Below are 13,038 nucleotides of genomic sequence, written 5' to 3' on the forward strand. Positions count from 1 at the left end.
CTCCTATAATATCAGCTCAAAGTAACTGTCATAGGCGTCTCTATCCACTCTATCAAGCAACGTATTTCCTATCCTTTCTACTAACCTGGCCGCTCCCATATATCCTACTATCGGGAAAAAGTGAAGATTAGCTCTATCAAATATGGGAAATCCTATCCTTATAAAGGGTATATCCTCTGCTCTGGCAATATATTTCCCGTAAGTATTTCCCATCAGAAGATCCACTGGTCTATTCTTTATTTTCTGATGTAACAAGAACAGATCTCCTATAATAGCCTCGCAATCCGGAGCTATTTTATTTACTTCAGATATAAATTGTTTATCAGGGGTCCCTGTAAGGGCAAATACAGGTTCCATTCCCATGTCCGCCAACAGCCCCACAATCCCTACTACCACATCGGGATCTCCAAAGACCGCAACTTTTTTACCGTGGAAGTGGGGATGGGCATCTGTCATCATGTCCACAAGTCGCCCTCTCTCGTCCTCTAGCTCCTGAGGTATCGGAACTCCCATTAAATCACTCACAGTCATAACAAATTTGTCAGTATTGGTAATTCCAATAGGAGTAGGACCTATTACCGCAGGAACACCAAAGCGGCTTTTTAAAACCATAGCACCCGATCCTCCAGCACACCTACCCAAAGCGATGGTAGCAACTGAATTAGCAATGTCTTCTAAATCAGGTATAGTAGTGCCCCCTGGAGGATAAATGCCACCTGAACCGGGTTTTAATGGGGCGTCAAAGACGTCGGTGGTGTCAGGAAATACGATATAACTGACTCCCATCATATTTAAAATTCTCTTTATTTCCCTAATGTCGCCGGGTTCTATAAATCCCGGTATTATATTCAACTTACCATTTGGCGTTCTTTTCTTAGGAAAAGTCTCTGCAATAGACTTTACCACGTTATCGTAACCGGTTATATGTGAACCTACATAGCTGGGCGTATTGGATATTATGACCTTTATCTTGGGATCAAAGAATTCTTCTCCTTTGATTTCTTCCATAAAGCTGTAAACATCATCACCTATGGTTTCTGCCGAACAGGTGGTACTTATAGCTATTACATCAGGATGATAAAGTTTTATTACATTTTCTACAGCTTCTCTCAAGTTTTCTCTACCACCAAACACAACTGAATCCTCAGTAAAAGAACTGGTAGCTGCTATAGAAGGCTCACGGTAATGCCTGGCTAATGCCATGCGTAAGTAAGATGAACAACCTTGAGAGCCGTGGGTCAGCGGCATACAATTGTGTATACCTTTTGCTGCCAAAACGGCCCCAATAGGCTGGCATATCTTAGCAGGATTTATGGTCAGTGCTTTCCTCTCTACAATCTCCTTAGGCGTATAATCAAGCATTTTTTTCCTCCTTCCATGGTGGCGTAATAAAACTCCATGTAGGGCTGTTAACTGCCATGTCTACATCGCGGGCAAATTTTATAAAGCCATTAAAACCTGTATAAGGACCGCTGTAATCATAGGAATGCATCTGACGAGAAGGAATATGCATTTTTTGAAAAACATACTTGTCTTTTATCCCTGAACAGAAAAGATCTATTCCCAGTTCTTTGACCAGATATTCGCACTCGAAGTGATTATAATCGTCTACCATTATTTCCCCATCTTTCATATGGGGTCTCAATCCTTCGTAATCCATCAAACGAGGTATTTCTTCTTTCTTCATCTGAATGTACTCATCGTCGTAAGCCGAAACCACATTAGGATCTCTTTCGTAATGGATGTCCTCCAGTATCTTTGAACGGCCTGTGTGCACTATCTCAGGTATTATCTTTCTTCCCTCGTAGTCATCTCTATGAGCAAACTCGTAACCTGCCACCACTACTTCCATACCCAATCGTTCAAACATGTTTTTAAAGTGATGGGTCCTGGAACCGCCGACTAAAAGCATTACTCTTTTACCCTGCAGCCTTTCCCTGTAATAATCTATGATAGGTATAATTCGCTCCAGTTCCCTGGCTATAACCTCCTCTGTCCTCCTTTTAAGTCCAGGATCATCAAAGAAATTGGCTATATCCCTGAGACTTTGTATAAGGTCGTCTATGCCTATATAGTTTACTTTCATCCACGGTACACCAAATTTTTCTTCCATCATCCTGTTGGTGTAATTTATAGATCTATGACATAGAAGAATACTTAACTTGGCCCTATGGGATTTAGCAATATCGTGAAAAGAAGCATCACCAGTAAAAGAGCTTACTATACGGTATCCAATGTCTTCCAGAAGCCTCTTTATCTCCCAGTAATCTCCGCCTATATTGTATTCGCCGAATACATTGATATCAAAGGGCCCGGGATTTTCCAACTCCTCCGTACCTATAAGGTGCTCCATAAGCGCATTAGAAGCAAGATGGTGTCCTGCCGATTGGCTTACGCCCCTATAACCTTCGCATCTCACAGGTATAACCTTTATACCCAGGTCCTGCTCAACTTTTTTAGCCACCATTTCAATATCATCGCCTATCAAACCTACAGGGCATGTAGCGTATATTCCTACACATTCGGGCTTAAATATAGCGTAAGCTTCTCGTATAGCCTGAGCTAATTTTTTTTCGCCCCCAAAAACTATATCCGTTTCCTGCATATCCGTTGTAAGGCAATAATTTATAAAGTTTTTTTGCCCTTCTTCAGCTTTAGCTAGATTGCGCCTTGTCAACCACGTATAATAGGCACAACCTACAGGACCGTGGGTTATGTGAAGCACGTCTTTTACAGGGCCAAACACAACCCCTTTACAGCCTGCATAAGCGCAACCGCGATTGGTTAAAACGCCAGGAATCGCCCTATCGTTGGCCTCGATTCTCTGTTTTTCCTTACTCTGATCAATTACTACTACGTGCCTTTTTCTAACTTCCTTTGTCTTATTAGGAAACTTGGTAAACATCTGGTCCACAATTTTCTGGCACTCTTCAATGCTCACCCGTTTCTTTGCCGTCGTATTAAAAGACATCATAGTGCCTCCTTTCCTCGTTCTGCTGTTCTGATCCTTACGGCATCATCTATAGGACATACAAATATCTTGCCGTCTCCTATATTACCCGTCCTGTTTATCCTCATAAGCACAGCTACCACCGCTGGTACAAATTCATCCTCTACCACTATGGAGATCATCCGCTTGGGGATAAACTTCATTTTTTTGTCTTTAATCTCTTCTTCGGTATACTGAGGAGGATATGGAATCTGCAGGCCCTTTTGCTTGCCCCGTCCAAGTACTCTGTATGCCACAAACGACGGAAATCCTGTGGCAGCAAGGGCCTCTTTTGTATCTTCCATCTTGTTCATCCTTATGATAGCGATAATTTCTTTCATTTAAAGCCTCCTTTCTCCCGTCCTTATGGTATAAGCTTCGTCTATAGGCGATATAAAAATTTTGCCATCGCCGATGTTGCCGGTGTATGAACTCCCCTGAATGACTTTAACGGCCTTTTCCAGTTGCTCATCCTCCACCACTATCATAAGCATTGCCTTAGGAAGGCTATCGTACACTATTTCACCTACTTTTATTCCCTTTTGTTTACCACGGCCAAAAACATCAATTCTGGTAAGAGCCGGAAAACCAGCTGCATCCAGTGCTTCCGCTACAGCATCTACTTTTTCTGGCCTTATAATGGCCCTTATCATCTTCATTCCACAATCCCCCATTCCATCATCATGTTTTCCAGCTCGTCAAAGCCCATAGGCTCAGGTATGCAGAACTTGGTGTTTTCGTCGATTTTCTTCGCCAGCTCAAAATACGCCTTAGCCTGTTCAGAATCCGGTGCATACTGTATAACCGTCTGCTTGCGGATCTCCGCCTGCTGAACTATGTTATCTCTGGGGATAAACCCAATAAGCTGGCTTCCTATTCTCTCTGCAAAAGCGTTGAGGAGTTCTTCTTCACGGCAAACCTTACGGGAATTGCATATAATTCCACCTAACCTGGTACCACCCGTTTCGGCAAACTTGCGTATACCCTTGCATATGTTGTTGGCAGCAAATAGCGCCATCATCTCTCCTGAGGCTACTATATAAATTTCCTGAGCTTTTCCCTCGCGGATAGGCATAGCAAAACCGCCGCACATAACGTCGCCCAAAACGTCGTAAAACACATAATCCAAATCGTCGGTGTAAGCACCTAAATTCTCCAGAAGCCCTATAGATGTTATAATGCCACGACCTGCACAACCTACCCCAGGTTCAGGTCCTCCCGATTCCACACACTTTATGCCGTTAAACCCTATTTCAATTATGTCATCCAGTTTTACATCACCTGTTTCCCTTAAGGTATCCAGCACGGAATGTTGTCTCTTACCGCCGATAAGCATCCTGGTGGAATCAGCTTTGGGGTCACAACCTATTTGCATAACTTTTTTACCCATAACAGATAATGCTGCAGTAAGGTTCTGGGTGGTAGTGGATTTCCCTATACCACCTTTTCCGTAAATAGCAATCTGCCTCACTTTTACCATCCTTTCTACCTTGATAATTTTAAATTTACCGATAGATGCAGTATTACAAACAAAAATGCTCCCGATACAGGTATCTTCAACCTGTAATCGAGAGCATCTCCGCTCCCCAATGCGACACTACATTAGCTTAAAAGGCGCTTTTCACACCCACCGTGAAAAGCGCCTTTGCATTTCCTTTTTTACTGCATCGCATCGGTTGTTTTACTTGAATCTAATTATATAAGCAATTTGATGATCTGTCAATAGGTTTTAGAAAATTTTTTATAATGAATTTTTGCGATTATAAAATTTCATCTTACACAGCTTTTGTTTATTATGCTATATATAATGCTTTTCTACTACATATATGTGTACAAAGTGAGCATCCGTCACATTTGTTTTTATCTATAATGAGGCCCCTATCAGGATTTAGTGTAAGTGCGTTGTAACCGGCATCGCGGCAAACTTTGACGCATTCTCCACAGTTTATACACCAATCTTTCTTAATTTCTACTGTTTTAGTTTCGACCTTTAGCATAGAATAATCCGTAACACGCTCTATAGACCGACCAATCAATTTTTTAAGAGAATCGACCTCTTTCCTCATCAAATAATTCTCCAAACCTTTAATTAAACCATGTATGATGCTAAAGCCTTTTATCATAACGGCAGTACATAGCTGTACACATGAGGCTCCCAGTAGCATGTACTCCAGCGCGTGCTCCCATGAAGTTATCCCACCAATACCCGATATCGGTAGATCTGTATACTTGGCCAGCTGAGCCACCGTTCTCAAACCTATAGGTTTTACCGCCAAACCTGAATATCCTCCATAGGTAGAATACCCGTTTACAGACGGCAAAGGCTCCAGCGTATCCAGATCCACACCTATCAGATATTGTACAGTGTTTATCGCTGCAAGGCCATCAGCCCCACCGTTCTTTGCGGCCTTTGCGATCGCCGTTATGTCAGTGACATTAGGAGTAAGTTTTACGATAACGGGGACATTCACTGCTTCTTTAACCCATCGCGTTATTTCCTCCGTCAGTTGCGCATCCTGGCCTATAGCAGCCCCTACCCCTTTTTCCGGCATTCCGTGGGGACATGAGAAATTAAGTTCTACAGCATCAATCCCTGCTTCTTCCACTTTAGAGGCCAATTCTTGCCAGCTTTTCTTTTCAACCTCAGCCATTATACTGGCAATTAAAACTCGGTCAGGGTATTCTCTCTTGATCTCTTTTATTTCCTCAAGCCATACACTAAGAGATCGTTTTGTCACCAACTCTATATTCTGAAAACCAACTATCTCTCCATGACCCGTTTTAATCACAGAAAAGCGCGGTTTAACATACTCTATGTCCATGTCATCGGGTTTTAGTGTCTTTAATACCGCTCCACCCCATCCCATTTTAAATGCCCTTTTTATCATTGAACCGTAAGCTGTAGGTGGTCCTGATGCCAGCACAAAGGGATTGGGAAACTTTAATCCACAGAATTCCATTGTTATGTCGACTTTAGAATTCTCTATGTTATTTAATGGCATATCCTGAAATCACCTCACTTCAATTGCCTCAACCTGCAATTTTGTAGGCTATAGCGGCATTCCCTGCCACAGATTTAACCAGGTTATCTATACTTACTCTGTCATAAGGCGTATGGGCGTATTTTTCTTCCATAGGTGAATAACCGATTGTCGGTATGCCCAGCACCCCTGTCACATAACTAGCGTCAGTACCAAAATCCCATTTGCCAAAACCCGGATTCTGTCCAATTTCTTTTAACGCTTGAACCGCTTCGATAACAAAAGGATGGTCTTTTTCTACTATCCATGGATCCATCTTCTTTTCACATTCTTCTGAGTACCCTTTATAGGAAGTTTCCACTACCTTTCTAATCTTCACTTCAGCGTTGAAACTCGGATTGGACTTTTTTATCTTATCTAAAATCTCCTGTATCTGCTCTACGGCCATCTCCGCAGTCTCCCCTGGTATGAGTCTCCTATCCAGCGAAACAGTGCATATATCAGGAATTATAGACAGTCGGCCGGGGCTACAGCTTATTATAGTCAATGCCAGAGTAGACTTGCCGAGAAAAGGATGTTCAGGCAACGTTTCAGCCAGTTTCTTAACCTCCTCTATGACGGGCATCATAAGGTACACGGCGTTTATACCTCTCCACGGTGCACTACCGTGGCTGGTGCGCCCTTTTGTAGTAACTTCCAGTTCCACCCTGCCGCGGTGTCCTAAAAACAGGTTCATGGACGTAGCTTCAGAGGTTATCATAAGGTCAAACTTTATACCTTTTTGTGGGAAAGTCCTATCGCACAGGTATTTCATGCCAAACATCTCCGCAGGCTCTTCTTGGACAACGCCGGTGTATATGAAGTCGCCCTTTAATTTTATGCCTGCTTTTTTCAAAAGCGCACCTGCGTAAATCTGAGATGCCATACCTCCTTTTACGTCACTGGCAGCCCTGCCGTGAATGTAACCATCGGCTATAACTCCCCCGTAGGGAGGATATTGCCAGTTGCTTTCATCCCCTGGATCCACATGATCCATGTGGGAATTATACATGATATTAGGTCCACCTCCTGAACCTTTTATTATACCCACTACATTTCCTATATCGTCTATAAACACCTCATCATAACCCAACTCCCTCATCTTATCGACGCAAATCTTTGCCAATTCCTCTTCGCTGCCACTGGTACTGGGCGTCTGAATGAGCTTTTGAGCAAATGCAATGACATCATCTTTCATTTTTTCCGTATAATCCATAATCCTGTCGTACATAATATCTCCTCCTTAAATGATATTTTTATATTTACAGCAAAATTGGCGACTGACGCCTTATAAATTTTCCTGCACCTTTTTGACCTACAAAGTGATTTTCTTCCACGATAACTTTTCCCCTTAAAATGGTCATAACAGGATATCCAGTCATCTCAAAACCTTCGTACGGGGTATAATCCACATTTTCATGAAGCTCACTTTTTTCTACCCTCTTCTTCACATTAGGATCAAACAAGACCATATCAGCATCGCTTCCCACAGCTATGGTGCCTTTTGAGGGGTATAGTCCGAAAATCTTAGCTGGATTGGTAGCTGTAACCTCTACAAATCGCTGAAGGCTTAATTTCCCCGTGCCAACTCCATTAGTGTATAAAAGTGCCATCCTCGCTTCAATTCCTGGGGCACCATTGGGTATTTTGTTAAAAGATTCCCGCCCCAGTTCTTTTTGTCCTTTTAAAAAGAACGGGCAATGGTCAGTTGACACCACCTGTATATCTCCTCGAGCGATACCGTCCCACAAGGGCTCTAAATTGTCTTTTGACCTTAAAGGCGGTGACATGACGTATTTTGCTCCCATGAAATCAGACTCCTCATATCTCTCCTCGGATAGCAGCAGATATTGCGGGCAGGTTTCCGCCATAACCGGCAATCCCTGGGCTCTTGCCCTTGCAAGTTCTATCAGAGACTCTTTGCAGCTTAAATGCACTATATAAAGTGGAGCATCTGCAAGGCTCGCTATTTTTATAGCGCGGCTTACAGCTTCTGCTTCTGCCACCGTCGGTCGACTTAGCGCATGGTATTTTGGCTCTACCTTGCCTTCTTTAAGAAATTTTTTTACAAGGTAGTTGATTATATAGTAATTTTCAGCGTGAACGCATATCAATCCACCATTTTCTTTTGCCATAATCAAGGCCTTTAACAACACATCATCATTTACCCTCAAACCATCATAGGTCATGAAAAGCTTGAAGCTGGAATAGCCATTTTTTATAGCCTTAGGCATCTCATTTAATATATCCTCATTCATATCGGTAATAGCTATATGAAACCCATAATCGATAACCGCTTTGCCATCAGCCTTTTTATGCCACGTTTCTGCGGTTTGCTCCAACGACTGGCCTTTTGCTTGCACGGCAAAATCAATTATAGTGGTAGTACCACCGCAGGCAGCTGCGATGGTACCCGTGGTAAAATCATCACTGGAGACAGTGCCCCCGAAGGGCATCTCCAGATGGGTATGAACATCAATCCCGCCGGGAAACACATATTTGCCCTCAGCATCGATCGTATCTGCGCCATCATCTTTTAAATTATTACCCAATGCCACAATAACCCCGTTTTTCACACCCACATCCGCTTTGAATACATCGGATGCTGTTACAATCGTGCCGTTCTTTATAATCATGTCGTACATTTTCATCTTTGCACCTCCAAATTTTTAAATTCAATCGTTAGATGTTTCCGCTGTAGTATACGAACCAACATCTAATGAATACTTCATCAACACGTAGTAGAGTATACTTGAAGCAAAAAATCCTACAAACCATGCATAATTGTATAGTACAGCTAGCGACGGCACCACCTTGCCTATAAGGCCCAATACGATGCCGAACACCAATGAGCCGACTGCTTTCCAGTTATAGCCATTTGAGAAGCTATACCTGCCATTTAACCTGTAAAGGTCATGAACAGCCAGATCACACTTTCTTACGAGGTAGTAATCGGTTATAAGTATGCCTGCGATAGGGCCTAAAAAGGCCGAATATCCTACCAGCCAGTTGTTGATATAAGTACTGTAGTCAGCTAGTAATTTCCACGGCATCATTATAATGCCGATAATTCCTGTTATAGTAGCACCCCTTTTAAAATCCACCCATTTAGGAAATAAATTTGTAAAATCATAAGCCGGTGATACGACGTTCGCAGCGATGTTTGTGGTAAGCGTAACAATGCTAACTACAATTACACCGATTATCGCAACGAGAGGGTTATTAAACTTAGATATCAGTACCACCGGATCCCATATGGCCTCGCCAAAAACGATCATGGTTGCTGACGCCGTAAACATCCCTACCAGCGAGAAAAAGACCATTGAAGCAGGAAGACCTATGGACTGCCCTACAATTTGTTCTCTTTGATTTTTAGAAAATCGTGTAAAGTCAGGTATGTTCAATGACAATGTAGCCCAAAAACCTATTACGCCAGTTAATGAAGGAATAAAAAACGCGAAAAACTCACCGAAAGTCTTGAACTTGCTGGGCTGCGCCACTATGGGGCCAAGTCCATGAGCCGAGTATATCGCCCAGCCCAGTAACACTAAAGAAGATACGATCAGTATAGGTGAAGAAATTCCCTCGAACTTTTTTACCATTTCCATTCCATGCCAGACGATCCACATATTCATAAACCAGAATATCGCAAAACTGATCCAGATACCTAACGAAAAGTCAGACCAGCCAGGAATTATTTTAATTATCAGAGAATTTATAGCCTCCCCGCCAATCCAAGTCTGAATCCCAAACCAACCGCAGGCTACAATAGCCCTCATAATCGCAGGGATATTGGCGCCCCGGACCCCAAAAGACGAACGAGCAAAGACAGGAAAATTGATACCGTATTTAGTGCCCGGATGTCCATTGAGAATCATAGGGATAAGCACGATTAGATTACCCAGAAAAATCGTAAATATAGCTTGCTTCCAGTTCATGCCACCTGCTATCAAACCCGCTGCCATCATGTATGTGGGAATGCATATGCTCATTCCCAACCATAAAGCCATGTAATTATAGGATGTCCACGTCCTCTCTTTTTCATCAGTTGGAGCCAGATCCTTATTGTAGAGCTCTCTGTCACACATTTCCGCCTTAAATTCCATTTCAAAAAACCTCCTTTCAATAATAAAACGGCGCTAATATGAGGATAAACCTCAAAATCAGCGCCATCGCTACCCAGAACCACATGGTTCTCTTCCCTTTATCAAATATATTTATTGTCTTCGTACAAATAGCAGCAACGTTTTACTTCTTTTTTCTCAAGTCTGTTGAACTCTTAAAATGGCTTTATCTACATAATCCAGTACTTCATCAAGGATCGCTAATGCTTCCTTAAGTTCTTTTTCCTTTATAATAAGCGGTGGTGCTACTATAATCATGTTTTCATGAGAATAAGTAGCAAAACCTTTCTGCTTTAACATACCCACTATACCTGGCATGATCTTATCAGGATCCTTACCATAAGGAACCAGAGGCTCTTTTGTGGCTTTATCCTTAACCAGCTCTACCGCTGAAAGTAATCCAATATACCTTACATCACCCACACAGGGGTGTTTTTCTTTTAAAGCTTCTAGTTGCTCACCTAGAACCTTGCCCACGGTTTTAACATTTTGAAGTATTCCTTCTTCTTCGTAAACATCTAATGTAGCACAGCCTGCTGCACAACCTAAAGGGTGTCCACTATAAGTTAAACCACATTGAAGTATATGATCATCGAAATACTCCGCTATCTTTTTATCTACAATCACTCCTCCTAAAGGAGCATAACCACAAGTTATTCCCTTAGCAAAAGTAATCATATCAGGCTTTACATTCCAATTATTGATTGCAAAATATTTACCTGTCCTTCCCCAACCCACCATTACCTCGTCGCAGATCATCATTATTCCAAACTCATCACAAATTTTTCTTACACCTTCTAAATAACCCTTAGGCGGTATTATTACTCCATTGCTTCCCGTTACCGTTTCCAGCACTATTGCTGCAATGCTGCTTGGATCTTCGTAAATTATCTGTTCTCTCAATTTATCTACATAGTACCTGGACGCCTCTTCTTCGCTAGAAAAATCAATTCCAGATCTATAAAGATATGGATCAAAAAACTTTACATAACCCACCAACCCCGGCTCACAAGCAAATCTCCTTGGCTCTCCAGTGATATTTCCCGCTCCCATGGTCGAACCATGATAGGATCTGTACCTCGAAAATACCTTATACCTTCCAGTATACATCCTGGCCATCTTTACAGCATTTTCATTTGCATCTGCGCCACCAAGGGTAAAAAATACTTTTCCCATATTATCTGGTGCTATTTCTACTATTCTCCTGGCGAGTTCAGACCTTACATCTACGGCGTAACTTGGGGCTATATAAGCTAATCTTTCTGCTTGAGTTTTTATGGCCTCAATAACTTTTTTGTTTCCATGGCCTATATTGGAATTTACGAGCTGTGAAGACATATCAAAATACCTTTTGCCATCGGCATCCCAGAAATATATCCCCTCTGCCTTAGTTATCACCAATGGATCCAGATTTCCATTGGCTGACCAGGAATGAAGATTGTATTTCCTGTCATAATCCTTAATTTGTTCCTTTGTCAATTCATAAGCTCTCATAATTTCAGCCCTCCTATTATAAAAAATGGCGCTAATTTGAGAGAAAACCTCAAAACTAGCGCCATCGCTATATCGAACTACGCTGTTCTCTATGCTTTTCTAATTTTGTTTCAATTATAGCATTATATCTTCATATTGTCTTCCTACAAAAAGTATTAATATTTCTTTCTTTTTTCCTCTAATTCGCCGAATCCAAAAACTTGCCTATCATCAGCGCTACCTTTAAATTAAACCTATTGTCACCATCGGAAAGATCTATTTTAAGTATATCCTGAATTCTCTGCAACCTGTAATTTAGCGTACTCCTGTGTATAAACAACTCCCCTGCGGTCTTAACCATATTGCCATTCTCCCGCAAAAACGCCTCCAGCGTGTTTAACAATTCTGTTCCGTTTGCTTCGTCATAATCCCTTAGCGGCCCCAGTATATCATCATAAAACGCCTTTAATTCCCCATGGTCCTGTACTTCAAAGAGCAATCTAAACAAACCCATTTCATTGTAATGGGAAAACGCATCTTTGCCCATTACTCTATTCACAAATTTTATAGCCCTTTCAGCTTCCTTCAAACTTTTGCCCATTTCTTTTAAATCTCTATAGCATCTACCTATACCTACACTGACAGTTAAAGGAGCTAACTCGTGCGCTACACACTGCCTTATATCTTCTGCAACATTTTTTATCATATATTTATCTTTCGAGCTTTTACATGGCCACATAAATATAACAGAATCCCGCATTAACATAGAAAGAACCTTTTTACCGTATTTTTCAAAAATGTTAAGTATTATTTGATGAAGATGTGATTTTATCTCTACGATATTTTTTTCGTCTCTTATATTTTCCCTTTTTAAATATTCTCCAAACCCGTCTATATCCACAACGCAGACACAATGGGGACAATTGAGATTATAACCGTAATACTCCGCCTCTTTTAATATAACCTCTGTAGATTTAAAATTGCCAAACAATATATTATTTAGCAGTTCACTTACAGACTTTTCCTCTGCCTGTTTTTTTATAATATAATTACAGATAGACTGGGTTACATCCACCAATTTTATTTCCCATGGGAGCTCGAAAACCGGGAAATCGAGAGAATCTGCAAGATCTTTTACTTCATGGGGTATATGGCTTATATACGGTCCTACATTGATAACCAGCCCTGCCAGGTTTTTTTCACTTATATCCTTTATCAACTGTAACCACGACCATACGTCTTCTCTTATGCTCATCCCCGTAGTAAACAGCAATTCCCCTCCATGAACCCATTGGGTAATTTTCGGCACATCGGATACATGTACCCACCTTAAAATCCTATCCAGTCCACCCATTCCCGCGACAATTTTCATATCCTTTAAAGCTGGCAACGCTAGTATATCCCTGCATCTAACACTCATAATATTTGCCCC

Annotated in this window: 11 protein-coding genes; all 11 read right to left on the bottom strand. The window is 41.6% G+C overall.

Going from position 1 to position 13,038, the window contains the following annotated elements:
* Positions 1-3: 3 nt before the first annotated feature.
* Complete coding sequence (nifK, locus tag CALPO_RS0103295; RefSeq protein ID WP_026486050.1) at positions 4-1,362, bottom strand: nitrogenase molybdenum-iron protein subunit beta; 1,359 nt, start codon at positions 1,360-1,362, stop codon at positions 4-6.
* On the bottom strand, positions 1,355-2,971 hold the full coding sequence (gene nifD, locus CALPO_RS0103300) for a nitrogenase molybdenum-iron protein alpha chain (protein WP_156940127.1): 1,617 nt from the start codon (positions 2,969-2,971) through the stop codon (positions 1,355-1,357). The genes nifK and nifD overlap by 8 nt, the downstream gene beginning before the upstream one ends.
* Positions 2,971-3,330: a P-II family nitrogen regulator gene (locus CALPO_RS0103305; RefSeq protein ID WP_026486052.1), complete on the bottom strand. Its 360-nt coding sequence runs from the start codon at positions 3,328-3,330 to the stop codon at positions 2,971-2,973. Before CALPO_RS0103305 ends, nifD begins: the two co-directional genes overlap by 1 nt.
* Entirely contained in the window at positions 3,331-3,648 is a 318-nt protein-coding gene (locus CALPO_RS0103310; RefSeq protein WP_026486053.1) for a P-II family nitrogen regulator, read from the bottom strand.
* Positions 3,645-4,469 (bottom strand): Ni-sirohydrochlorin a,c-diamide reductive cyclase ATP-dependent reductase subunit, encoded by an 825-nt coding sequence (cfbC, locus tag CALPO_RS0103315; protein WP_456059071.1) that lies wholly within the window; start codon positions 4,467-4,469, stop codon positions 3,645-3,647. The genes CALPO_RS0103310 and cfbC overlap by 4 nt, the downstream gene beginning before the upstream one ends.
* Before the next feature lie 313 nt (positions 4,470-4,782).
* On the bottom strand, positions 4,783-5,991 hold the full coding sequence (gene preA / locus CALPO_RS13165; protein ID WP_051585806.1) for an NAD-dependent dihydropyrimidine dehydrogenase subunit PreA: 1,209 nt from the start codon (positions 5,989-5,991) through the stop codon (positions 4,783-4,785).
* Positions 5,992-6,019: 28 nt separating this feature from the next.
* Positions 6,020-7,240: a YgeY family selenium metabolism-linked hydrolase gene (locus CALPO_RS0103325; protein WP_026486055.1), complete on the bottom strand. Its 1,221-nt coding sequence runs from the start codon at positions 7,238-7,240 to the stop codon at positions 6,020-6,022.
* 31 nt (positions 7,241-7,271) lie between these two features.
* Entirely contained in the window at positions 7,272-8,660 is a 1,389-nt protein-coding gene (gene hydA / locus CALPO_RS0103330; RefSeq protein ID WP_026486056.1) for a dihydropyrimidinase, read from the bottom strand.
* Between the two features lie 24 nt (positions 8,661-8,684).
* Positions 8,685-10,115 carry an NCS1 family nucleobase:cation symporter-1 gene (locus CALPO_RS0103335; RefSeq protein ID WP_051585807.1) on the bottom strand — a complete coding sequence of 477 codons (1,431 nt, stop codon included), beginning with the start codon at positions 10,113-10,115 and terminating at the stop codon, positions 8,685-8,687.
* Between the two features lie 156 nt (positions 10,116-10,271).
* Complete coding sequence (locus CALPO_RS0103340; protein WP_035172077.1) at positions 10,272-11,627, bottom strand: aminotransferase class III-fold pyridoxal phosphate-dependent enzyme; 1,356 nt, start codon at positions 11,625-11,627, stop codon at positions 10,272-10,274.
* A 178-nt stretch (positions 11,628-11,805) separates the two neighbouring features.
* Positions 11,806-13,026: a PucR family transcriptional regulator gene (locus tag CALPO_RS0103345; protein ID WP_026486059.1), complete on the bottom strand. Its 1,221-nt coding sequence runs from the start codon at positions 13,024-13,026 to the stop codon at positions 11,806-11,808.
* Positions 13,027-13,038: the final 12 nt, after the last annotated feature.

The sequence above is a fragment of the Caldanaerobius polysaccharolyticus DSM 13641 genome (assembly GCF_000427425.1).
Taxonomy (GTDB): Bacteria; Bacillota; Thermoanaerobacteria; order Thermoanaerobacterales; family Caldanaerobiaceae; genus Caldanaerobius; species Caldanaerobius polysaccharolyticus.